Here is a 25,169-nt window from a genome sequence, read left to right on the forward strand (position 1 = left end):
AGAGAGGTAAACGTCGTCACTGTCTCATTCCCCTTGACGATCGTCGAGATATCCATTGTCTGGCTAACCCCTGAATCGTCAAGATAGGTCAATGTCGTACCGTCATAGTAAACATTGCCGCCGATCTCCTTGATCAGCTCCGTGATCTGGTTCGTAACATCCGTATTGTTAAGGATATCCTCGAAGTTCTGGATAATATCGGCAGGTACATTGATGACAGTGACCGTACTGTCCTCCGAGGTGTATTTATATTTGCCTTCTCCTAGAGAGGTAAACGTCGTCACTGTCTCATTCCCCTTGACGATCGTCGAGATATCCATTGTCTGGCTAACCCCTGAATCGTCAAGATAGGTCAATGTCGTACCGTCATAGTAAACATTGCCGCCGATCTCCTTGATCAGCTCCGTGATCTGGTTCGTAACATCCGTATTGTTAAGGATATCCTCGAAGTTCTGGATAATATCGGCAGGTACATTGATGACAGTGACCGTACTGTCTTCCGAGGTGTATTTATATTTGCCTTCTCCCAGAGAGGTAAACGTCGTCACTGTCTCTGCATCACCCACCAAATCAACCAGGTTCAGGACCGTAGCCGTACTGTCCTCATCCTTGTAGGTAAGGGTCTTCGCTGTAGCATCGTAAACAATACTGGTCAGCGTCTCGTTACCACTGATAAGGTTCTTGATCTCGTTCACCACATCCGTGTTGGAAAAGATATCACCTGCATTGCCGGTAACATCGCCTACAACATTGATGACAGTGACCGTACTGTCTTCCGAGGTGTATTTATATTTGCCTTCTCCCAGAGAGGTAAACGTCGTCACTGTCTCATTCCCCTTGATGATCGTCGAGATATCCATTGTCTGGCTAACCCCCGAATCGTCAAGATAGGTCAATGTCGTACCGTCATAGTAAACATTGCCGCCGATCTCCTTGATCAGCTCCGTGATCTGGTTCGTAACATCCGTATTGTTAAGGATATCCTCGAAGTTCTGGATAATATCGGCAGGTACATTGATGACAGTGACCGTACTGTCTTCCGAGGTGTATTTATATTTGCCTTCTCCTAGAGAGGTAAACGTCGTCACTGTCTCATTCCTCTTGACGATCCCTTTAAAATCGATTGTTATAGGGATTCCATTTTGATCGATAAATGAGATCTCAAAAGTTATCGGGTCATAGGTTATCGATGTTGCCGTTCCCGCTGAAGCTAAAACCCAACGAACACCATTGTTATAATAGATTCCCGGCACTACATCATTTCTCTTGGCTGTATTATACACCATCATTCCAGCCACATGTGCTGTTAGAGGACGTTCACTTGAAGAGGATTCCAAAGCTACCCGTGTGTGCAGCAGCCCCTTATTCTTACTAGCTAGATCCAAAATTGCATCAGCATTGACCGCAATTCCTCCCCCGTCAGTGCCATCAGAAAGCTTTTGTTGAGCAGTAGAAACAGAAACCATTAAGGTCAAAATGATTGCTAAACCAAAATATTTTATTTTCATAATTCCATATATTTTTACTCGATAGAATCTGATAAAAGGTTCAAAATCTAAGAGCTATAAATTCCTTATTAACTAAGCATAGTTCCTATTTACGCAACCCGTTTAACGCTTAAAAAAACTTTAAAATCATTTACCACCCTCATACACCACCATTTAAACTCATACCATCTATAGGTATTCATATCGATCTGCACCTGCAAATTCGTTGTTTCTACTTCAGCGAGATTAGTCGTCCAAAGAACTACATTATTCGCGTCAACCTGGAGATAGCTTCCGGGATTAAGCGAGATATTCAAATTGGTTTCATTCTCAAGGACCTGTGTAGCAAACGTCTGATAACTAACCAACTGTACTGAGGTCAGACGATTATATATCCGAGGGTCATAATAACCCGTATTGACGCCTGCCAAATTAATCTCTAACCCATCTATAGTGGGTAATGGAGCAAGTCCATTTGCCGTTACATAATCTCCCAAAATGAATGACCCCACACTACCGACAGAAACAGGTATGGAATAGATGGAAGTAATAGCCTCTCCAATAGCGAGTACTTTACCTCCAACTGACGCCGAACAACTTGAAACTCCAAACATCGAAGGGACAGCAAAAGTAGCTTTCTCTGGTGTCGACCCATTAGGAGTCCCTGTAACCGAATAAGTGATATAACCATTACCATGCGATAAGACCCCTTCCTGTAGCGTTGCTGTGAGTCCAGTGACCCCAGTAGAAGCAATTGGCGCACCTGCGGGATAAGCTCCGCCATTTCCTCCGCTATACGGAATAGTCATTGTACCAGAATATGGTACATCTTTCTCATAACTTTCTGGAGAGAGCTTCGCTTCTGAACAACGTAGCTCACCTATTATCGGGTTAACTGTGCTTATACTACTGAACAACTTCCACTCAGTACCACTCCAATACATATATCCTGTTGCTTTTAGTGCTCCAGTTCCCGTATTAAATATCATAAGCCCAACAGCTGGATTTGGAATTGTTATTATATCCGTGTTAGAAGATAAACCCACCCTTGGTCCCAGGAAACCTTTTTTACTACTCAGTGCATTTATGTTCAAGTCTAGAATCGCTGATGCCTCTGGTTCGGAAGCACCAATAGATACCTGCCCAAAAATAAACGTAGAATACAAAATTATTCCTAATGTAATAATTGCCTTTTTCATATTTTAACTAATTTCAACCATCGATGTGTTAATAATTTACCACAATCAAATAACGATGTTTAAATCGCTTCAACTGTTAATTTCACAAAAATGAAAAGTCTTAGAATTAGTTGTTAAAATACGGGTACATCTTAGGTACTACATATAAATACTACATAGATACATCAGCAGATAATCACCGGCAAAAATCAATTGATTAAACATTAAAGTAATTAATATTAAAGATACAAATTGATCAAAAAAGGTATTAGTGATATTGATCGATACACCATGTGCAGCAAGGACAATACCGTTTTGATACTAGTCCTATTTATTTATCACATAAACTCATTCTATCAAAATGGGGCTTCGACAGTAGGTTTGCAGGTTTCTATTTTCTCTATCCAGCAGTACAAATCTTCATCAGAAGGAATATCAAAAGACTTCCGCAATCTATTTTTCTTAGTTTGTACTGAGCGAACAGCAAGATTACAGTATTCCGCGATATCTTTAGTAGTGAACCCTAATTTCAGCAAAGAGCAAGTTTTGAATTCATCTGTAGTCATATTGGGATTAATCTGGAGAAGATTTGTGTAGAAATCAGGAAACACTAACTTAAACTTTGGAACAAAAGCAATATCATCTTCCATAGCAAGCTTTACGACATCTTCAATCTGGGATTTGCATCCGCTAGATTCCAACCTTCGATTGAGATCAGAAATAATATTCTTACTCTTTATCGCTTCTTCGTACAGCCTTACCGTCATTCTATTTTTTTGATTAACAAAATACCCGTAAAAACCTAGAAGAACCAGTATCTGAATAAAAGTGACCAATCGATGATTCTTCCTTAATTTTTCAGAAACCGGTGTATCATTCATGTTAAATAATGCGAAGTCGTAATGGTGACCTATATAGAACAGAACAAAAACTAAAACAAATATTGACACACAATACAAAATCAACTTCCGTTCCCCAAAAGTGTATAAAGTCATAAATAATAGCCCCCAATAATATGCAGTCAACCCACTATTGAAACCCGCCCGACAGGAGAAATAAAAAACTAAAAGAATACAAACTATAAATATAATATATAGTAAAACAGGAAGTGCACGAACTTTTATGGGGACAAACAAAAACCATAACAGAAGACCAATACCTAATACAAAAAGAACGAAAAAATCTATCGTATTCCCAAAATATAAGTCCCTAAAGGCGTCAATTAAGAAAACTCCTGAAACAAGTACCGTATATTGATTCAATATCTTGTAATCAATTGCAGTTAATTTGTCGACATCCCTTGCTATATTTCGATTTGAAATAGCTCTCCAAAACCTCCGAATTCCCATAATTTCACTTTTTATGAATTATATATTTTGTTTTTCAATACGTCAAGTCAATCCTCTGACAGACAACTCAATATACTTTGGTAGCTTGGTGTATTTCGTGAAAATGGCTTTCCCAGAAACACAGATCTATGTTAACTTATTAAAGATCCTAAAATTAGCTTGGTGCAATTTTTGCAAAAATAAGAATTAAACAGAACAAATTCAATAAATTGACTGAACACAACAAACTAAAAAACTACGTGTTATAACACGTAGACACATTTAAAAACACTACTCCATGGTAATATAGACCGTCTAATTTAAATGCAAGCAAAATATACCCTTTGTAATATACCCAAGTAATTAAATACTGGTAATCAAGCTTATTACTCTTCTTAATTTTTACAGTTACTTGCCTCCAATTTTTCCGTGGTTTAGATCTTGGTGTAATCTATTGATAATAAATCCCCACACATTAGCATCTACGGAAGAGATTTATAAAGAATAAGATACAGGAAACCATTAAATAAGTTTATCCCATTTACTTTGATAAAACAAAATACCCATTTCGCGTAGCTTTTCGCTATCTCTAATTCCCCTTATAGCACCGCGAGCGGTTATTTTTTGAACAAATACAAAGTAGATCCAATGACAATACAGGTCATCCTGCTATGTGCCGAATCCTTATTTGATCTGTGTTTTACCCGTTGCTTATCCATACCTTGTTCGGAACTGCTTCGCAACAGCTTCGTAACTTTTGTATCTTCTGCCTTATGATTCTCTACCTTTTCCCTAAGGAATACATAGAGAATAGATCGGGAATAGACAGAGAATCGATAGACATTTACTGAACGAGTGGCGAATACGGCCCGTACGAAGCAGCAGCGACTCTCCGGTCAGATGGATCGTCACAGCTTACAGAAGCATTATCTATCCGTAGTCCTTTCTCTGAGCATTGTAGGCACTTGGCCCGCTATTCGCATGCCTGTTCTTCGGTTGTTCCTTAGTTGTAGACCAAATGAAAAGCAACCAAAAAGCAACGAATAAGCAGAGAAAGACCCTCCTTGGCAACTACCAAGACCTGATCAAATACCACTTTTCCCCGATGAACTTCTGGTGAATCCCCGATGAGTCCCCGATGGTGATCGGGGACTCATCGGGGATTCACCGGGTTTTGGTAGAGTCAAGACCGAACAAAGTCAGGTCTTGGACAGAACTCAGTTGGTCGTCACTATTTATTTGTTCTATGGGGTGAATAGAAAAGCGGCTTTCAACTATGAGTGACATCGTTATTGAAAGCTACAAACTTACAACAATTGCCGTTTTTTCAATTAACGACGGGGTTCTCTTTTTTTGAGACCTTTTTAGACAGACTCCTGTAGATTACTGTGACTAGCGAGTAATCTGTTCGATCAGAATTTTGCTTCCTGTCTTGCCGTAATAGGTACAGGTCATTTTGTCCATACAGATTGTCCATTTTTCAATGCCACAATCCGCACACATTTTAATGAAGGTAATGAAATCGGTTTTGCCTTTCTGATGAGCCACCAGCACGTTTTTGAATTCTTCACTATTGGCGGTGTCAGCAATAGATAACGCTTCATAGGCTGCAGGTACCTGTGCCATGTAATTATCGGCACCGTAATAATTGATATGACCGTCCGAAACATAGGCTTCGTAATGTGTAACACCTATTGTCTTGATTTCTTTAACGTAAACAGGAAACTCAGCACCTGATTTCACCTTACTATGGGCTGCTTCGATTTGTTCTACTGTAAACACTCTGATATAATTTTAGTTGTTAACCGATTTGTTGAAGTATGCACAATTCTAATACCAAAACAGCTAAAATGTTTCTATTGTCAATTGATGATTAATCATGGCTCCTGCTAAATTTCCGCTCATCACGACATTGACTACAGATTGTATAGGTCTGGAATTATCACCTCAGGTCAATTTAAACAAGACTAGTTTCAGTAATTGCACTACCTAACCTTTAGGCTTATAAACCACATTTACGTCCGCCTCGTTTTTTTCCTTCGTGCCCTCTGTGCTTCGTCCATCGGTAATATACTGTCTTAATAATTCTGTAAGTACTGCTACGGTTTTTGGATGGCTATCGACCAAATTCTTTGTTTCCGACGGGTCTATACACATGTTATAAAGCTGTAAATCAGGCAACTTTACACCTTCTAAGTCCTTCGCTGTCGGATAACTCCACCCTCCTGAACCGGCTCCGAAAATAAGCTTCCACTCCCCTTTACGAATCGCAAAAACACCATCTCCGGAATGTAGGATGACATGATCTCTCAAATAGTGCTTCCCCACATCAGGCTTCATCAAAGGCAGTATACTATAGCTGTCCACGGCTTCATTGTCTTGCAACTTTACCCCCATTATATCTGCACAGGTACTCATAAAATCCGTGTGGCTCACCATTTTGTCGCTCACACTCCCCGCAGCGATCTGCGCCGGCCAATTCATTATAAACGGAACCCGATGCCCGCCTTCATAAATATCGGACTTAGTACCACGGTATATGCCACTGGGCTGATGCCCCAAACGTAAGGCTTCTTCCAAATCTGCGGCAGGAGCAAATCCGTTATCACTTGTGAAGACAATAAGTGTATTTTTATCAATATTGAGTTCCCCCAGCAGCACCATAATCCTACCGACTATAGCGTCGGTCATCAATACAAAATCTCCGTAAGCGTTCAACCCGCTTTTACCAATAAAGTCTGCACTGGGCAATATAGGTGTATGTGGTGAGGTTAACGATAGGTATAAGAAAAATGGACGCGCCGAGCTACTTCGTTCCCGAATATAACTCTCCGCTTCATCAGCCAATCTGTCCAAAACTTCTTCATGCTTAAAATCGTCACCGATAGGTCCTGCTCTCCAGAAACCTTTTCCCTCATTTTTAGCAATCGTATCGATCAATTTTGTCGTAACTCTATCGTTACGGATATATACATAAGGCGGAATATCCAATGAAGCAGATATTCCATAAAAATAATCAAACCCTTTTTCCAATGGACCTCCGGTGATAGGCTCGGTAAGGAGAACTTCATCTGCTTGATCTCTCTTCCATTCAAGTCCAAGATGCCATTTCCCAATACAGGCTGTATGGTAACCGTTTCTTTTTAACAACGAAGCTACCGTAGGTCGTGATTCCTCTATCAACGGCTTATCATAGCTCCACAATACACCGTTCTGAAGCTTAGACCGCCAAGCATACCTACCCGTCAAGATACCGTATCGACTTGGAGTGCATAATGAGGAATTGCTGTGAGCATCGGTAAATCGCATTCCTTCGCTAGCCAACTTGTCTATAAAAGGTGTCTGTATTTTAGATCTATTGTTAAAACTACTAATATCCCCATACCCTAAGTCATCTACCAGGATGTAGATAATATTAGGAAAATCCTCACGCTGAGCCATTGACACATCGATTTTGCCCAGTATGACTAAAAGTAAAACTACGATATAATTGACGATTTTATTCATGGTGTATTCGTTATTCAGATAACTCGATTGGGCTTTGGGGTTATATATACGTACAATAACCTCTGCAACAAAAACTAACTACCAAAAGATTTCTGACCAGGTTTTCTGCCCCAGTTAGACTTATCGATATCAAGATCATCATGGGCAATTTGCATCTCCTCTTTCAGCAAATCCCACAATTGTCGGACACGATTCTGTTCTTCCGGTCTATTCGCCAAATCATTCATTTCCCAAGGATCTTTCTTCAAATCAAAAAGCTGAACACGACTCTTACCATTCACGTTGTAGGCAATCAGCTTATACCCTTCCGGAGTTTTCACACTTCTGCTCCAATGACCATAAATGTTATAAATATTTTTACGTATGTGAGATTTTGGATTTTTGAAGATTGGCATTAAGCTTTTTGCTTCCACAGTCGCAGGCTGTACAGCTCCCAACCAATCGTATACTGTCGGCGTGATATCACTGAGATAGCTAAACGCATTAGACACTTTATTTTTTGGCACACCTGGGCCAGAGAATATAAGGGGGACACGAATACTATGCTCATACAGATTCTGCTTGCCCAAGAGCCCATGCTGTCCTACAGCCAAACCATTATCACCCGCAAAAACTATAAGCGTATTATTTCTTAATCCAGCTTTATCTAACGCGTCAAGAATCCGCCCCACCTGTGCGTCCATCTCGCTGATCATATCATAATAAAGCGCAATTTGCTCCTTGACTGCCTCTTCCGTACGCGGATGTGGCAGTAACAATTCGTCACGCACCTTTAATTCGCCATTATCAAATGGATGTACTGGTAAAAAGTTTGGTGGCAATGTTATTTCCGTAGCAATATGCATCCCCTTGAAAGCCGGAGGCGGTGTGCGAGGATCATGGGGAGAAGTAAAGGCTACATAGCATAGAAAAGGCTTCTCATGCGCAGTTTTACTTTCCAAAAAACGGATCGCAGCATTCGCATACAATTCTGTACTATAGGTATCGCTTTTACGACCAGCATCTTTAGGGTATTTGCCTTCCCTATTGTAATCGTATACGTAAGGATGAAACTGTCCTCCACTTTCTTCAAAATGCATACCTCCAAAAAACAGCTCACTTCCTGCACTAAAAAAACGATGATGCGACGTTTTGTCGCTATGCCATTTGCCACAGTGAAAAGTGGTATAACCTCGCTGGCGCAAAGCTTCGGGCAATCCCACAATACTATCAGGCACTACTGCACCATCATCTGGCAGCCTGTTGAGATACCTACCGGTTAGCATCATAATACGACTGGGCATACATATGGCCCCATGGTGTCCTCCCATCACATGAGCCTGGCGAAAACTTGTACCTTGCCTGACTAATTTATCCAGATTGGGCGTATGTATTTCATTATTTCCTAATGCTCTGATCGTATTATAACTTTGATCATCGCTATAAATTATAAGTACATTTTTATGTTGTGCCATCAACGATGTACTGATGAGGTGAATTAAAAACAACAACGTAACTAAAAAGCTTTTGATATAAAGTATGTTCATGTCTTTTTGATAAGTAAGCAATTGATTGCCTTAAAATTAAAGAAGATTTTCTATTTCCCGAAACTGAAAAAAGTATATCTAACGGAATGATTGGGGTCCGTGAAATAGAAAACTATTTTTAAAATCGGAAGAAAATGCTTTATAAAAATGTTTTTATGTGATCGTTATAACCATAAATAGCTAAAATATCTCCTTGTTCTAACTTTGTATCTGGTTTGGGTATACCATGCAAAACAGTAGTTACAACACTTTTACCAAATGTTGTTTCTTTCTCCGTACTTTTCAAAATAGTCAATACAAGCAGTTCATATCGTTCGCGGAATCCAATTTCTTGTATTGTTTTTCCGACATATTTTTCGGGCACTACAGCCTCCACAATGGAGTAGTTGCTATTCAACTCAAATGAATCTACAAGCCCCGACATACACAACCGTTTTGACCATCGTTCCGCCGATTCTTCTTCCGGATGGGCGATTTCGGATACTCCCAAAGCACCCAACACCTTTTCATGTAGCCGATTTACAGCCCTACTTATCAACCTTTTGACGTTAGCCTCTTTACATAATGCCGTAACCATAATATTCGCCCCTTCATCTTCCCCTATTGCTACGACAAACACATCTGTATTTTTGTGTGGCAAAGAGTAGAACGCCACCTCATCGGTAGCATCTAAACATACGGTATGTGTTATCTTCTCTTTAAGTGCAGTTACTTTTTCAAGACGACGGTCTACCCCTATTACTTCATTACCCTGAAGGGTTAGTTTCTCGGCGAGCGATGCTCCGAAATTCCCTAAACCTATGACTATAAACTTCATATTCTTAATATATTGTTAACTCTTCTGGAGCATATTTGTACTGTACATAATTTACTTTTTTTACAAATGCTATCAATACGGAAAGCATCGTTACTCGCCCAACAAACATGAGCAGAACTAAAATTATCTTGCTGCCCGTCATTAGGCCTGCTGTAACATTTAGCGATAATCCAACCGTACTGTAAGCCGAAAAGCATTCAAAAGCAATATCTAGCAGCGGTCTGTCCTGTTCAAAAAAAGAAATACCAAACACGGCCAATCCGATGACCATCAAAGACAAGAACATGGTTGCAAAAGCCCGCTGTATAGAAATCGCAGCTATCTCTCGACGAAAGACATCGGTTCTATTTTTGCCTCGAGCCAAACTCCAAACATTAAGTACAGCTACTGCAAATGTACTGGTCTTGATTCCTCCTCCTGTAGAATTTGGAGAAGCACCGATCCACATCAGCAGCATAACAAAAAGAATACTAGAAAAATGAAGCTGCGAAAAATCAATACTGTTAAACCCTGCGGTCCTCGGTGTAGTAGCTGTAGCAAAGGCTATTACCCACTTACCGATCCCGTCATGTCCAGCTAGTACATGCCCGTATTCATTAACATACAATACAAGAGTCGCAATAGCCGTAATCAATCCCGTAGTAATCAGGTTGATCTTACTATTGATCGTCATGATCCAAGGACGGTAGTAATTTTCGTTCAAAGTCCATTTTTTTAATAATCTATTCACCACATGCTTGAAGTATTTAAGCATGTTTATAACAATGGGAAATCCTAGTCCGCCAAAAATATAAATGCAGGCTACAGCCAGTTGAAAACCATAATTGTGAACCACGGCACTATCCATCAAGCCCAAGGGCAGCGTAGAAAATCCTGCATTACAGAAAGAAGAAACCGCATGGAATAAAGACGTGAAAGCTTTCTCCAGGATTCCCATATTACTTACGTCCCTCAAGCTCCAGAAAATAGTGGCGGCACCCACTAGCTCTATACCAAATGTGATCAATATAGTTCGTTTCAAGAGAACAAAAACTTCTCCCAGACGCTCGGTATTCGAGAAGTCACGTATAGCCAATTGGTTCTCATAACTACTTCCACCTTTGAGAAAATACGCGAACAATCCGGCAAATGACAAGATACCAATACCCCCAGCCTGGATAAGTAGCATAATGAAAGCATGTCCCCATATCGTAAAGTGAGTAGAGGTATCAACCACGACCAATCCTGTGACACACACCGCACTAGTGGCCGTAAATAAAGCATCTAGCCAGGATAGGGGCTTCTCTAGTGCAACAGGAAGCTTCAACAATATAGTTCCAAAAAGAATGAGCGCCAGAAAGCTGGAAATAAATAATTGCGCGGGATTAAATAGACGTTTTCGAATCACGTGCTAATTTAATAACAAAAGTATAAAAACAAACTCTTTTTATGAATGGATTAAAGTTATCGTCCAGATAAATTTAAGAATAGGCTCCTAAAATTGATTGACTACGAGCCTTTGCTGCTGGGGAGTTTCAGCTTGAATATTGGTCACTTACTCCATTCCTCGATTTTCTTCAACAATATTGGATATGCTGGGTATTCCATATCATGTCCATAGCCGTCCAATTCAAAAATGCTTACGTTAGTATGTCCGACTAACTTTAACATACGATATAAATAAGCATTTTCTTCGTACCTACCCATTAACTCCAACTCTCGATCTCCGGTAATAAGAAGTACTTTGGGGGCGTCTTTTCTTACCCAATACAAAGGAGCCAACTTATCTATTACTGGCTGAAGCCCGTTAATTCCAGCTTGCTTTCTTGCGGTAAAATGTGTTATAGTCTGCCCACTAAACGACACCACCCCCAACAAACTATCCGCAGAAATCCCTCTCCCTGCGAGTATATTTTTATCTAAACCAATCATAAGCGAAAGATATGCTCCCGCAGATATTCCTCCTACAACAATTTTACTTTTATTGCCGCCCACTTTTTCCACATTTTCAAATGCCCATTTCACGACATCGGCGGCGTCTTCAAGAATGTCTACCACATCTACTTTAGGTGCGAGTCTATAGCCTGCGCCAATGATGGCAATGCCTTTGTTCAATAAATAATCCGGCAACTGCTTTCCACCTCCAGTCAACCCTCCTCCATGAAACCATATTAGCGTAGTAAAATCTTCTTTATTTTCAGGATAATAAAAATCGAGTCTACATTTTTCCACTTCATAATCTGTTTGTCCATTAGTATATCTAACATCCTTTTCAATGCGATATGATATCCCCTGTCCATAGGAAACAATAGAAGAAAGCAGGAAAAATACAATAAGAATTTCTTTCATCATAAAAAATGGCTTAATTTAAAAACAGTAAAAGCCTATAAAGTAATTACAAGTCTGCTTATCTGTAACAAGTTATTTTGATGTAATTGCGAAAAATACAATTAATATCTTTTAGATTACAACTACCTATAATCTTTTCCTAAATCATTATTTCGTACTTCTGCCAACTTGGCTTTCAATTGAGTACGAAGATCCATCAAGACTTTTTCGTACCCAGGTTGTATTGCCAGATTCGTAAATTGTCTCGGATCTTGGTACATATCGTATAGTTCTATCCCAGATTCTCCTTGTTCGCCATACTGTATATAAGCCCATCTATCATTTCTAAACAGATAGGACTTTCCATTTTTTGAAACCGAAAAAACCGCATCTTTTACAGAGCGTCTAGGATTCTTCAATACAGGGCTCAAACTCTTCCCTTGAATATTACCCGGTATCGGCAATCCCGCCAATTCCGAAAGCGTCGGATACATGTCTACCAGCTCGGCAAACGATTCAGTCTTTCCTGGGGAAGTCTTCGGAGCTTTAATAATCATCGGAATCTGTACAGACTCTTCCAAAAGGCTAACCTTCATCCAATAATCATGCTCGCCGAGATGAAAACCGTGATCCGATACGAAAACTACAATCGTATTCTTTTCTAATCCTTCCTTTTTTAAGGCGTCCATAATCTTGCCGACCTGATTATCAACAAAAGACACTGAAGCGTAATATCCCGCTATGGCCTTCTTCTTTTGTGTCACGTCCATTTGTGCATTTTGAGTGGTCACATAATTAATTCCGGCTTTAGGAATGTCTGCCCAATCATTATCCACTATGGCTGGCGGGACAATCTGTTCCCAAGGATAATCGGCAAAATATTTCTCCGGTGCTACAAATGGTACATGCGGCCTTACAAAACCTACTGCGATAAAAAAAGGTTTGTTCCTATGTTCTCTGATTAATTCAATCGCTTTTTGAGCGGTCTTACCATCTGCCTGTACCAAATCATCTCCTGCAGCCCTAACAATTGTCATTACATTGCCACCTTTTCGCTCAATAGTTCCATCTGGGTTATTCTGTACCAACTCTGCCTTCCCTTCCGATAGCCATTCTGGCCCTTGGGAGTTAAATCGTTCCGTCCAGGAATCTGGATCATCTTCTCCATCCGTTCCCTTTTCGATATCAATAGGAACTCCCATATGAAAAATCTTGCCTACACGCGCCGTATAGTACCCATGATGTTTAAACCACTGCGTCATCGAAAAGCGATCAGAGCCGACCTGTTCTCTTCCGCTGACATAACCGTAGGTTTCAGTTGCGGAGGGGTAATACCCAAACATCAATGAAGCACGCGAGGGACCACAGACCGGAAACTGGGAATAGGCTCTATTAAAAACAATCCCCTCCCTTGCTAACTGATCGATTGCGGGAGTATTCATCACCTTATTGCCATACGCACCTAATGCCGAGACATTTAGATCATCGGCAATAATAAATAGCACATTGGGTTTACTACCGTTCTTTTGACCAAAAACAGTAATCGTAATAAAAAAACTAAAGACTAAAAAAGAAAATGCTAATATCCTCATCTTAAATCGTTTGTAAATATATTATTTATCTGGATAACATCACTGATTTTCCGCATGTTCTGTCAAGGCAAAATCCAAACAAAAACTATTGTTTTGAGCACGGGCAATTTTTGATTTATCTTTTGCAGTATCCTAGATAGCCATAGTGGCCATAAGGTTTCTCCATCCTCGTCAAATACAATAAATGGCCTTTCTAATCGTGTTAATTCGAATGTTCCTCTTCCTTCGATAGTAATACTACGTAAGGTTATGACAGCATACTCTTCGGCCTTCCCTTTTTATGCCGTCACTCGAAGTGTTCAGGGCCAATGCTCCGAATTGAGAGCACGTACCTTACTATTGGAACAGTATTTTACAACCACAAAAAATAATTCTTTCCGTTGGTCGGATTGTGTATTTGCTTGCACCCGACCGAGACAAGAAATAACCATAGGTACACGCACCCCTCTTTCATAAGCAGAATTTTCCACTGTTCAACGACAAATTGTGTCTATGAGGTCCCCCTAGCCTATCCTGCCAACCCATATCATCTGCCAAAAACAAATAATATTTGGGGCATCGCTATTTTGGGTCAATCCCATTTCTAGTCTGATCAACAAAATCAAAAAAAATAAAGCAGATCTGTTCATGTTAAGCAACTAAGTACACAAAATCGCTTTATTTAACGCCTGTTTTGTTCTTGTATCAACAAAGATTCCAATTCTTTACGCTTATCTGGATATCTATCAATCAGATTATGCTGTTCGGAGATATCTTTTGCTAAATTATATAACTCCTCTCCCTTTTTTCGATGCGCCGGAATATATTTCCAATCACCTTTAACAATAGCTAGATTACTATACCCTTCCTGTACCAATACTTCGCGACCTGTAGTAGACTTGCCTAAAAATACATTCAACATATTTTCACTATCGGAGGCTTCTCCTTTTGGCAATTGCTGATTGAACAGACTGGCAAAGCTAGATAAAAAATCTATCTGACAGACCAAGGCATCGGAAACGCCGCGTTTGATACCTTTCGGCCAGCTGATAATAAAAGGAACACGAGTCCCCCCTTCGTAGGCATCAGTCTTCCAGCCACGAAGCACACCATTCGGTCGGTGCTTACCATTTAACTCGACCGCTCTGTCGGCATAACCGTCGTCCAGCACTGCGCCATTATCGCTACTGAATATGATCATCGTATTATTAGCTAAGCCAAGTTCCTTAAGCTGTTTTGTGATCTGTCCAACCAACCAATCCAACTCCAGGATAGCGTCTCCTCTATATCCTAGTGGACTTAATCCTTTAAAAATTGTAGCAGGCATTCTAGGTACATGAATATTGTGCAGCGCAAAATATAAAAAGAAAGGATCATTTGAATTTTCGTTGATAAAATCCTGGGCCTTTTTCAAAAAAGCTGCACCCAATTCTTCATCTGTCCATCGAGATTGTCTCCCTCCGGACATATAACCGATACGTCCGATCCCATTTACGATAGTATGATTATGCCCCACAGAAGACTGTAACTTGAGGAGCTCAGGGTTTTCTTTTCCAGTAGGCTCGTTTCCAATTTTACCTTTGTAACTCACCTCTATAGGATCATAGCTATCCAATCCGATAACCTCATGATTTTCCATAAATACCGTGGGAACACGATCTGCAGTAGCCGGAAAGATGAAAGAATAATCGAACCCCACCTCATTAGGCCCTGGTTTGATGGATTGATTCCAATCTTTATCCACTTTGTCGCCAAGACCTAGATGCCACTTTCCAACGATAGCAGTTTTATAACCTGCGTTCTTAAAAACCTTCGGCAACGTAATCTTATCAACAGGTACAATAAGTGCCGCGTCCCCTGGTAGAATATTACGCCCTGGTTTTCTCCAAGGATATTCACCTGTCATCAGGGCAAATCGAGAGGGTGTACACGTAGCCGATGTGGTATGGCCTCGCGTAAACCGTAAACCATTTGCTGCCAATGCATCGATATTCGGAGTATGTACGGCTTTGGCCCCATAGCAACTAAGATCTCCGTAACCAAGATCATCGACATAGATCATAATTACATTGGGTCGATCTTTTTGTACTTGTGCCAATAAACTGTTTGAAGATGCTAGTATCAACATAAACACAGTCCGAATAAACACGCTAATTGAAAAAAAATGTCTGTTCATAATTACGTTACAAATCAAGTATAGTAGTTCTAAAAATAAAATATTTTATTGATTTTATTTTACAACCACAGTAAATCAATCGATTGTGTAACGCAAAAAGTACGCTCAACAAGACCGGATAGATAATAAGAAAACGGTATTAATTAAAAAAATCTGATAGCCATAAGCGCTGCTGTTAGTCGTACTATTGTAAAAAGAGTTTATCCTGCCCCTTCATCAACATTTTTAAGCGGAAAACACGCAGCAAGGCATTATCTTTGTACATTACTAGGAAGTGGAGCTATTGTACACAACCGAAAGATTGATAAACGCTCATAAATAATTACTTAGTATATGAAACAGCTATTAGCACTCACGGCCCTTGCGGTCAGCATTTTTTTACTCAGTAAAATCGGCTTTTCGCAGAAGACATCGGATTTAAAATCGTCAAACCCAAATACTATGGATACTACAAATACGCACAATCAGGTTATTTATTTTGCAGGGGGGTGCTTTTGGGGCACCGAGCATTTCTTCAAGCAGGTACGCGGCGTCACTGCGACTGAAGTTGGCTATGCCAATGGAAACACTGAAAACCCATCCTATAAAGAGGTCTGCACCGGCAATACTGGATTTGCGGAAACCGTCAAGGTGAGCTATGACCCAGAGGTAATTGATCTAAAACTATTGATCGACTTATTCTTTAAGACCATCGATCCTACCACGCTTAATAAGCAAGGTAATGACATAGGTACGCAGTACCGTACTGGAATCTATTATACCAATACTGCGGATATACCTGTTATTGAGAAACTACTTGCCGAATTAAAGAAGCAATACAGCACCGAGATTGTCGTTGAAGCAGAACCCTTAAAAAACTATTACGATGCAGAGACCTATCACCAAAAATACCTTGATAAAAATCCTGGCGGGTACTGCCACATAGGACCGGCAATGTTTGAACTGGCTCGCAAAGCCAATCCAGCTCCAGCGGCAACCTACAAGAAAGCGGACAAAGAGACATTGAAAAAGACACTTACTCCGCTGCAGTATGAGGTAACGCAAAATAATGCGACCGAACGTCCTTTTAACAATGAATATGACAACGAATTCAGGGAAGGCATTTATGTAGACGTAACTACGGGAGAACCTTTATTCATCTCGACCGATAAATTTGATTCCGGTTGCGGATGGCCAGCTTTTTCCAAGCCGATCAGCAATAGTCTTATTGAAGAGGTGTCGGACAACTCCCACGGTATGCGCCGTACAGAGGTGCGGAGTAAAACTGGTGATGCCCATCTTGGTCACGTATTCAATGACGGTCCAGCAGACAAGGGAGGATTACGTTACTGCATCAACAGCGCTTCACTCAAGTTTGTACCCAAAGAAAAAATGAAAGCAGAGGGTTACGAAAAGTACCTACCACTCTTGGAAAAGAAATAAAAGAACAATGCCCGGCATCAAATATGCCGGGCATTGTTCTTAAATCATCCCTCTTAACCTCGCCCAAGCCTTCAATCACCCTCCTACATCGGCTTAATATCGATCTGCAGGCCATAGGTGCTGATCTCTTTCATCCTTTCCTCCAATTCTCCCTTTACCTTTTGTTGGCATGCTAAGCGCAAAAAAACCATGAAACAAAAACAAAAAGTAACCCACTAGTCAGCAATAAGTTAACAAAACAACTTTATAATTACCTCTATTTTCAAATAAATTTTCAGAAAACCAAAACATTTACTCAGCGAGAATGTTTTACCACTGAGACCTATCTCTACATCTTAATTTTATGAACAACTAATGCATGTGATCTAGATCATTGTAATCGAGTACTTATAAACATCAAAACACAATTATGATTGAACAACCAAAAACTAAAACTGTTCGTGTTGTTGCAGTCCAGAAGACATTACGGCGAAGCCTCCTGATGTCCGGCGCACTGCTTCTCATCGGTAATCCGCTACTAGCAGTCCCTGCACTTTCTACAGACCTAGTTATGAATGTACACCTTATCTTCCAAGAAAATGAGATCGAAGGAACCGTCAAAGATAGTGCTACGAAGGCCCCGCTGGCCGGAGTAACCATTAAAGTTGTCGGCAAGTCTATTGCAACCTCGACCAACGATCAAGGTACATTCCAACTCAAAGCCGCTCCAAATGACTTAATTGAGATCAGTTACATTGGTTACGAAACCGCAAGAAGGGCTGTTCCTACCGGCACAGGCAGCTTACAGATCGAGCTGGTATCTGATGCCAGCAGCTTGGAAGAAGTCGTTGTAACGGGCTACGGCACCCAACGTAAGAAGGACCTCACTGGTTCTGTCGCTATTGTCGATGTAGCACAGCTCAAAGCCCAGCCTACTGCCACAGCGGTGGAAGCCCTGCAAGGTAAAGCCGCTGGTGTACAGATTGTCAATGACGGTGCTCCAGGCTCGACTCCGCAGATCAAAATCAGGGGCTATAGTACGATCAACAATAATGAGCCACTTTATGTTATAGACGGTGTGCCTTACGAGGGAAAATTAAGCTGGTTCAATCCCAATGATATCGAGACCATGCAGGTACTTAAAGATGCCTCTGCCGCGTCTATATACGGATCACGCGCCAATAATGGTGTAGTCATCATCACCACTAAAAAAGGAAGTTCCGGAAAACCACAGATCAACCTCGATGTATATGGCGGTATCCAAACCCCACAATATAGCCGTTATCCAAAAATGATGACACCGCAGCAGGTTTACGATATGAACAATAAGATTCATGGTACCAACCTACAATTGCCGGATTACCTACTTGCCGGAGCCAAAACATCACACGACATCACTCCCGCTGATGTAGACATGTCGCTTTACAATTATTCTCGGGACCAGTCCAGTTTTTATCAGATAACCAAAGCCAATAAAGAAGGAACAGACTGGCTCCGCGAAGTCTCCAGATCCGCACCGACACAAAGCTATCAGCTATCGGCCACAGGAGGAGGAGATAATGCGACCTACGCCATGTCGGGAGGGTATCTCAATCAAAAAGGAACTATTATCCACTCTCAGTTTGAACGGTTCAATGTACGTAGCAACACCCAATTCAAAGCTTTTGACAATAAGTTGCGTTTTGGTCAGAACATGCAATACAGCTTTACCAAAGGGGTAGGTATGGGTGTAAATCCCAACGCAGCAGGAGGATACATGGGAGATGCCAGTATCGTCGGATGGGCTCTTCGCGCACAACCCATTATACCAGTCTATGACGAAGGTGGCAACTTTGCCGGTAGTAAAGGTAAAGACCTTGGTAATGCCCGGAACCCCGTAGCCGAAGCCTATAGAGGCAAAGACAACGTCAACAAAAGTAATTTCTTCTTTGGCAATGCCTTTGGCGAGGTCGACATCATCAAAGGCCTTACAGGGCGAACAAGCTTTGGTTTGCGCTACGAAAACTGGGGAGGTATATCTATCACCTATCCTAATCCTGAGTTTTCAGAAGGTTCATACTCCAATAACTCAATGAGTGAGAGCCAAGGCTACAACACGGAATGGACCTGGACCAATACCTTAACCTACAACAAGAGGTTTGATAAACACAGTTTAAACATCCTCGCCGGTACAGAAGCGATAAACAGTAACAGCAGAGACATCTCAGGTAGTAGAAATAGTTTTTTCACCTTAGAGAGCTTGGATTATTTCTATCTGAATGCAGGTACTGAAGCCTTTGGTAATACAGGTACCGGATCTGTAGGCTCTTTGTTTTCTATTTTCGGGAAGGTTGATTATAGCTTCGATGATCGCTATATCCTAAGTGCCACGGTACGGAGAGATGGTTCATCCAATTTTGGCCCCAACAACAAATACGGCACATTCCCGGGTATCAGCGGGGCGTGGCGTATTTCGTCCGAGCAGTTTATGCAATCTGTTTCATGGCTTGAAGATCTAAAAATACGAGCGGGGTATGGAGTGACAGGCAATCAACGCATACCTGCCAACAATTACATAGCCCGCTATGCGAGTTCTATTACTCATTCTTCCTATCCCATAGGAGGCAAAGTACAGAGCGGGCTATGGCAGAGCCATTATGCCAACGAAGATGTCAAATGGGAGCAGGTCAACGCCTTTAACATCGGATTAGACTTTACCCTATTAAACGGTGATATCGACGGTACCTTCGATTACTACGACAAAAAGACGCAAGATATGCTTTTTAGGGTACCTCAACCAGCCACAGCAGTTGGACGTGCCACTTCTCCTTATATTAACATCGGGGACATGCGCAATCATGGTGTCGAGCTTTCTCTTGGATACCATTATGGACATAGACAGCAAAAAGATTTTACCTTAGATCTGACAGGTACCTTTAGTAAGAATATAAATGAAGTCGTTGCATTAGCACCATCTGTGTCTCAACAAAACTACGGTAAGTTCAGAGCCCTTGAGACAACCATCCTAAAACCTGGAGAGGTCTTTGGTGCATTCTACGGTTATCAGGTAGCAGGGGTATATAAAGATGCCACCGATGTCGCGAACTCTCCTAATTACGCCGATGAGAAAGCCCGCCCCGGAGGCTTGAAATATGTTGATCGAAATGGAGACAACGTAATCAATGCAGCCGATCGTACCATCATCGGCAACCCACATCCTGACTTTATCTATTCTCTATCCGTAAATGCGGCTTATAAAAAATGGGATCTAGCGCTGTTTTTCTATGGTTCTCAAGGCAATGATGTCTTTGACGCGACTGCTTATTTTACTGATTTCGGCACTTTTAATGGAGCACGCAGCACTCGACTACTTAATGCTTGGAGCCCTGAAAACCCCAACTCTAGTATGCCTTCTTTAACGAATAAACCATCGGAGTACGAATCTGCAACATCGAGCTATTATGTTAAAGACGGTAGTTTCTTAAAAATGAAGAACTTCCAGATCGGGTATACACTACCCGTCAAAACGTTATTTGGACAGAACAGCAATCTAGGAAAATTACGCATCTATGCCGGAGTCACCAACTTATTTACCATTACCAAATACGATGGGTTCGATCCCGAAGTGACCGCAACACCGAGCGATTACCCAGCCATTGGCGTAGACCTAGGGGTATACCCTCAATCGCGTCAGTACTTATTAGGATTGAATTTAGGGTTTTAATAAAAAAATATAAAGTCATGAAAAAAAGAAAACTATATATAACGATACTATCGGCCACCCTATTATTAAGCAGCTGCGGCAAAGACTTTCTAAACAAAGTACCTCAAGGCGAACTATATGGCGAACAGATCGTGAACGGAAATGGTGTAGAATCCTTATTATTAGGAGCGTACGGAATCATGAATGGCAACGTAAGCGGTTCATGGGGCAACTATGCTTCTGCTCCTAGCCAATGGGTATTCGGTGAAATAACCTCTGACAATGCACATAAGGGGTCGGATGAAAAGGATCAACCGGCAATGAACAACCTGGAATCATTGAAGCCTAGCTCCACCAATGATCAACTGCTGACTATGTGGCAGGTGTACTACGAAGGGGTCAACCGTTGTAACTCTACCTTAAAATTACTGAAACAGGATCAAAACGGCGCTAAAGATATCTCCGCGCAGCGAGCAATAGAAATAGAAGCAGAGAGCAAGATGCTACGGGGACACTATTATTTCTTTCTATGGCGAGTCTTCAAAAACCTACCTTATATCGATGAAAACACAACATCTGATGAGGCAAAAGTAAAACCAAACGATACCGATATTTATGACAAGATCATAGCAGACATCAAATTTGCGGTCGATAACCTTCCTATGACCAAATTCAAGAGTGAGTCCGGAAGAATGGACAAAAACATAGCGAAAGCTTATCTGGGCAAGCTCTACCTCTACCAAGGTAAACACGATCTCGCTTTACCTTTATTTGAGGAGGTGATAAGCGGCAAAGATCTTCTTAGCATGCCATTCCAAAACAATTTTGACATCGACAAGGAAGATGGTCCAGAAGCGATCATGGTATCCAAGCACGCCATCAATCCAAACGGATCGGCCGACAATGCTAATGTAGGCGATATGCTAAGCGGCTTATACGGCACATCACCAATAGGTTGCTGTGGCTTTTATCAACCTACAATTGACCTAGCAAATGTATACAAAGTCGATGCGAACGGCCTCCCCTATCTAAATGGAGAATACCGGACAGATCCTTATACATCAGACATGCTACTAGAGGGGAAAGACAAAACAGATTATACTGTTAACGTCAAACTTCGAGTAGACCCCCGTCTTGACTATACGGTAGGCCGCCGGGGTGTACCTTACCTAGATTATGGAATCATGCCTGGTGATGACTGGATACGCGACGCCTCGTTTGCAGGTCCTTTTGTCAGCATGAAGGCCATGATCAAAAAGAGTCAGTTTCCAGGAAATGTTGTTTCCGGCGAAAACTATATCACGGGATTAGATGTCAATATCATACGTCTAGCCGATGTGATCTTAATGGCTGCCGAGTGTGCCGTTGAAGCCTCTGATCTAGAAAAAGCCCGTAAGTATGTCAATATGGTGCGCGAACGCGCGAACACGCTGCCACGCAAGCAGGTGGGAGGTATCGCCGTTGCCGACTATCTTGTCAAGCCCTACCCTAGCTTTGCAGACCAATCGTACGCACGCAATGCCGTACGGATGGAGCGACGGCTAGAGCTTGCCCTAGAAGGCCATCGTTACTTCGACTTGGTACGTTGGGGCATTGCCAAGCAGATTCTTGAAAGCTACTCTACCTTTGAAGCTAAGTACCTGCCGTACTACGGCGGCCTGAGCTATCAGCCCCATAATGCGTACTTCCCTATTCCACAGACCGAAATCGATCGTAGCGGAGGCACATTAAAACAGCATAAAGAATATTAAACAGGAGAAGTCAGCCTACTGACAATTAACATTGAGCCGATTAAAAAGATAATCGGCTCAATTTATTGCATCCATTTTCGATACCCATACATCATTAGAATAATCAGGGGGTCCACCATACACTATCCCAATTACGTATTGACTTACGCTGCCTGTCGCTCCCTTATTTACTATTTTTTGATACCAAGACTATCCCAAGAAGTTTTACATTCTGATTGCTTTACTTCTACGCTCTTTTGTTCAATATAAGCGATTTTTCTGGATTGCCCCATCCCCTCATCGGGATGAAAATATAAGCCTGTATCTCTTATAAACTTCCAATAACGAGAAAAACTGTCTCTACCAACAGGTTGCTTCCAGGATTTACTAATTGCCAACCTACCTTCGATTTGTAGATCCTGACACATATTTTCACGAGATTATTTGCTCATCCTATAGACAGAATTACCTGCTAATATAATTAAAAATAACATAAACATATTATTGATATAATAAATCATAAAGTCCTGATAATAAGTATAAATTAAAAACAAAAACATTAAAACAAAATTTAATTTGGTTAAAAAACAGGGGTATATCATCCATAGACAACTAATTGTAAACTAAACCCACTTCGCATTGCCATGCACCATGTAAACATGTCTTTTTTCCTATTCTACCTTATTATTACTATTACCTTCGATGATGAGTATATACGACACCATTTTTTCTTTAACCGGTCCCACAGTGATTGATCCACCTGGCATAGACACTGTAGTTACCGAATACGTCGGCTTTTTTGAATATCTAGTTTCCCTTGCGGATAAGTTGGCTGATGATAGGCTTATTGAACGCTAGCCTAGATTTTGCAAAAAAACATTCATTATACCCCCTTTACGGGCGCACACCAGCTTACAAAGGAAGTACTAATAATCCTAGCTGAATAAACTGGCCTTGTATTTTGACTGCTTAATTCTTTAGAATAAGAACCGTTAAGAGTAAAATGATGTTTGAGCCCGATATATCGAGAGAGTTCCATTTTGCTTAGGTTCTTGGATAAAGAATAGCACAAAGAAATACAACCTTGACTTTTTCCTTCTTTTTAGTCAAGCAAAAAGGAGTCACCCTGCGCCGGTGACTTAGGCACATAAAGAGTCTTTAAAACATCACTCCTATCACCATTATCCCTGCATAGCGCAGCAAGAAGAAAACCGAGACATAAAGATTGTTGCCATGCTGTCAATTGATTAAAGTGATTATTTAAAGTGTTGGCGGAATACTCTGAACGGCCGCCACAGGAACTCCTGCAACCAAAGGCCGCACAATATAGCGGCGACACCAACCAGTAAGCCAAATACCGCCACCGTAAGGATGCCAAGATCGAGTACTGCCACCGAAGATCTATAGTTCGAAGAATCTTTTATGATAAAGTAAAAAATAATATAAAATAATTAAAACTATAAATATCAGAAGCTTAATATTTATAGTATGGATTTTCTATACAATATAAAAAACCTTAATTTCGTTGTTATTAGTATTGGCATTTTATTAGTTTTGATCAGTTTGTATTTTGATATCAGCTAAGTGATGAATGACGCATTAACCTTGTTATTGCGTCACGCTCTCACTTCACCTACGGAATATCGACTACAACAATACTCAGGTATTGTACAGATTATCCATCAGAGGGTAGTAAACCCCATTGATATGTTGGAACATATCAATCCCCTCCATGTGATGTAGAACATTATGGTCGAATCGACCGGTAGGTTCACCGTAAGCGTCTCTGCGGGGCACTCCCCGGTCAAAGGGATCCAGAGTCTGTTCTACTGTCGCCATTCTAAATCGCCTATGTGTAGCCCTGAGCAATAATGTGGCGGTACGCTGCCGATCGAATATGGGAATACTTCAGGAAACATCTCCTGTAGCGCGGTCAAATGCCACAGGTACAACTAAACCAAACATAAAATTTTGTTTTGCCATGATATTTAATTTTTGTTGATAGATCAACTTTGCGATAGCTACAGCTGAGGCCTGTCCAAAATGGTAGTATATGGCGTAAAGAGGCAGGAAAATGAACCTGATTAAAGAGGGTTAGATGGGGTTAGAGAGGTAGGCTATCCAACGCGATGTTCCTCTTCGTACTCGCGCATCTGCAAATCCATTAATCCACAACCTACCCAAAAGATACTGAAATGTACCAGAAAGGCACGGTAAAGCTACTAAAGAGCTCCTGGTATAGGTAAGATAGCGGCACATCGTGCAAGGCTATCGCCGTTATTGGTTTTATATTCTATTTGTTTTGTCAAAAAAAACCTAAACAACTACATTATCTATATATTATTAATACTCTAAAAACATGACTATTGAAGATTGAAAAGTACTAACTCCTGGGGAGGTGTCAAGCTAATTGGAGAATCATAGATTTACCATGGGATCAACACCTTCGTCCTGCATCT

At 41.0% G+C, this 25,169-nt stretch carries 16 protein-coding genes and 1 pseudogene; 4 read left to right on the forward strand and 13 right to left on the reverse strand.

The window, feature by feature from the left end:
- The 11 genes from G7B18_RS03250 to G7B18_RS03300 all read right to left on the reverse strand — a co-directional run.
- Positions 1-1,508 (reverse strand): hypothetical protein (locus G7B18_RS03250; RefSeq protein ID WP_205601697.1); only part of this gene is annotated, 1,508 nt, incomplete at its 3' end.
- 89 nt (positions 1,509-1,597) lie between these two features.
- Positions 1,598-2,686 carry a hypothetical protein gene (locus G7B18_RS03255; RefSeq protein WP_164122066.1) on the reverse strand — a complete coding sequence of 363 codons (1,089 nt, stop codon included), beginning with the start codon at positions 2,684-2,686 and terminating at the stop codon, positions 1,598-1,600.
- 335 nt (positions 2,687-3,021) lie between these two features.
- Entirely contained in the window at positions 3,022-4,014 is a 993-nt protein-coding gene (locus tag G7B18_RS03260) for a helix-turn-helix transcriptional regulator (protein ID WP_205600155.1), read from the reverse strand.
- A gap of 1,371 nt (positions 4,015-5,385) precedes the next feature.
- Positions 5,386-5,775: a DUF1398 domain-containing protein gene (locus G7B18_RS03265; protein WP_164108408.1), complete on the reverse strand. Its 390-nt coding sequence runs from the start codon at positions 5,773-5,775 to the stop codon at positions 5,386-5,388.
- Positions 5,776-5,982: 207 nt separating this feature from the next.
- A complete protein-coding gene (locus G7B18_RS03270; protein ID WP_205600156.1) occupies positions 5,983-7,500 on the reverse strand; it encodes a sulfatase family protein in 1,518 nt (505 codons plus the stop codon).
- Positions 7,501-7,574: 74 nt separating this feature from the next.
- Positions 7,575-9,026, reverse strand: coding sequence for a sulfatase-like hydrolase/transferase (locus G7B18_RS03275; protein ID WP_164122067.1), 1,452 nt, complete (start codon positions 9,024-9,026; stop codon positions 7,575-7,577).
- Positions 9,027-9,165: 139 nt separating this feature from the next.
- A complete protein-coding gene (locus G7B18_RS03280; protein WP_164108406.1) occupies positions 9,166-9,843 on the reverse strand; it encodes a potassium channel family protein in 678 nt (225 codons plus the stop codon).
- Between the two features lie 4 nt (positions 9,844-9,847).
- Positions 9,848-11,230, reverse strand: coding sequence for a TrkH family potassium uptake protein (locus G7B18_RS03285; RefSeq protein WP_164108405.1), 1,383 nt, complete (start codon positions 11,228-11,230; stop codon positions 9,848-9,850).
- Positions 11,231-11,373: 143 nt separating this feature from the next.
- Positions 11,374-12,174, reverse strand: a complete 801-nt coding sequence (locus G7B18_RS03290; RefSeq protein ID WP_240452758.1) for an alpha/beta hydrolase — start codon at positions 12,172-12,174, stop codon at positions 11,374-11,376.
- A gap of 119 nt (positions 12,175-12,293) precedes the next feature.
- The gene (locus G7B18_RS03295) at positions 12,294-13,742 is read right to left on the reverse strand and encodes a sulfatase (RefSeq protein ID WP_164108404.1); all 1,449 of its coding nucleotides are present in this window, start codon (positions 13,740-13,742) and stop codon (positions 12,294-12,296) included.
- A gap of 661 nt (positions 13,743-14,403) precedes the next feature.
- A complete protein-coding gene (locus G7B18_RS03300; RefSeq protein WP_240452759.1) occupies positions 14,404-15,849 on the reverse strand; it encodes a sulfatase family protein in 1,446 nt (481 codons plus the stop codon).
- A 489-nt stretch (positions 15,850-16,338) separates the two neighbouring features.
- Here G7B18_RS03300 and msrA point away from each other — a divergent pair.
- From msrA to G7B18_RS03315, 4 genes and pseudogenes are all read left to right on the forward strand, one after another.
- Positions 16,339-16,806: pseudogene (gene msrA / locus G7B18_RS19375) on the forward strand (peptide-methionine (S)-S-oxide reductase MsrA); the annotation flags it as partial.
- Between the two features lie 24 nt (positions 16,807-16,830).
- Entirely contained in the window at positions 16,831-17,319 is a 489-nt protein-coding gene (gene msrB, locus G7B18_RS19380; protein ID WP_205600165.1) for a peptide-methionine (R)-S-oxide reductase MsrB, read from the forward strand.
- A gap of 409 nt (positions 17,320-17,728) precedes the next feature.
- Complete coding sequence (locus G7B18_RS03310; protein WP_164108401.1) at positions 17,729-21,001, forward strand: SusC/RagA family TonB-linked outer membrane protein; 3,273 nt, start codon at positions 17,729-17,731, stop codon at positions 20,999-21,001.
- 17 nt (positions 21,002-21,018) lie between these two features.
- Positions 21,019-22,731, forward strand: coding sequence for a RagB/SusD family nutrient uptake outer membrane protein (locus G7B18_RS03315; protein WP_164108400.1), 1,713 nt, complete (start codon positions 21,019-21,021; stop codon positions 22,729-22,731).
- A 170-nt stretch (positions 22,732-22,901) separates the two neighbouring features.
- Here the strand turns inward: G7B18_RS03315 and G7B18_RS03320 are convergent, their stop codons facing one another.
- Both G7B18_RS03320 and G7B18_RS03325 read right to left on the reverse strand, forming a co-directional pair.
- Complete coding sequence (locus G7B18_RS03320) at positions 22,902-23,138, reverse strand: hypothetical protein (protein WP_164108399.1); 237 nt, start codon at positions 23,136-23,138, stop codon at positions 22,902-22,904.
- Positions 23,139-24,369: 1,231 nt separating this feature from the next.
- On the reverse strand, positions 24,370-24,549 hold the full coding sequence (locus tag G7B18_RS03325; protein WP_164108397.1) for a hypothetical protein: 180 nt from the start codon (positions 24,547-24,549) through the stop codon (positions 24,370-24,372).
- Between the last annotated feature and the right edge of the window lie 620 nt (positions 24,550-25,169).

The organism is Sphingobacterium sp. xlx-130 (genome assembly GCF_011007405.1).
GTDB lineage: Bacteria > Bacteroidota > Bacteroidia > Sphingobacteriales > Sphingobacteriaceae > Sphingobacterium > Sphingobacterium luzhongxinii.

Coding starts and splice junctions, on each gene's coding strand:
- G7B18_RS03325 (WP_164108397.1), bottom strand. CDS start 24,549: ATGGCGACAGTAGAACAGACTCTGGATCCCTTTGACCGGGGAGTGCCC.
- G7B18_RS03315 (WP_164108400.1), top strand. CDS start 21,019: ATGAAAAAAAGAAAACTATATATAACGATACTATCGGCCACCCTATTA.
- G7B18_RS03255 (WP_164122066.1), bottom strand. CDS start 2,686: ATGAAAAAGGCAATTATTACATTAGGAATAATTTTGTATTCTACGTTT.
- G7B18_RS03295 (WP_164108404.1), bottom strand. CDS start 13,742: ATGAGGATATTAGCATTTTCTTTTTTAGTCTTTAGTTTTTTTATTACG.
- G7B18_RS03270 (WP_205600156.1), bottom strand. CDS start 7,500: ATGAATAAAATCGTCAATTATATCGTAGTTTTACTTTTAGTCATACTG.
- G7B18_RS03320 (WP_164108399.1), bottom strand. CDS start 23,138: ATGTGTCAGGATCTACAAATCGAAGGTAGGTTGGCAATTAGTAAATCC.
- G7B18_RS03310 (WP_164108401.1), top strand. CDS start 17,729: ATGATTGAACAACCAAAAACTAAAACTGTTCGTGTTGTTGCAGTCCAG.
- msrB (WP_205600165.1), top strand. CDS start 16,831: ATGTTTGAACTGGCTCGCAAAGCCAATCCAGCTCCAGCGGCAACCTAC.
- G7B18_RS03275 (WP_164122067.1), bottom strand. CDS start 9,026: ATGAACATACTTTATATCAAAAGCTTTTTAGTTACGTTGTTGTTTTTA.
- G7B18_RS03280 (WP_164108406.1), bottom strand. CDS start 9,843: ATGAAGTTTATAGTCATAGGTTTAGGGAATTTCGGAGCATCGCTCGCC.
- G7B18_RS03290 (WP_240452758.1), bottom strand. CDS start 12,174: ATGATGAAAGAAATTCTTATTGTATTTTTCCTGCTTTCTTCTATTGTT.
- G7B18_RS03300 (WP_240452759.1), bottom strand. CDS start 15,849: ATGTTGATACTAGCATCTTCAAACAGTTTATTGGCACAAGTACAAAAA.
- G7B18_RS03260 (WP_205600155.1), bottom strand. CDS start 4,014: ATGGGAATTCGGAGGTTTTGGAGAGCTATTTCAAATCGAAATATAGCA.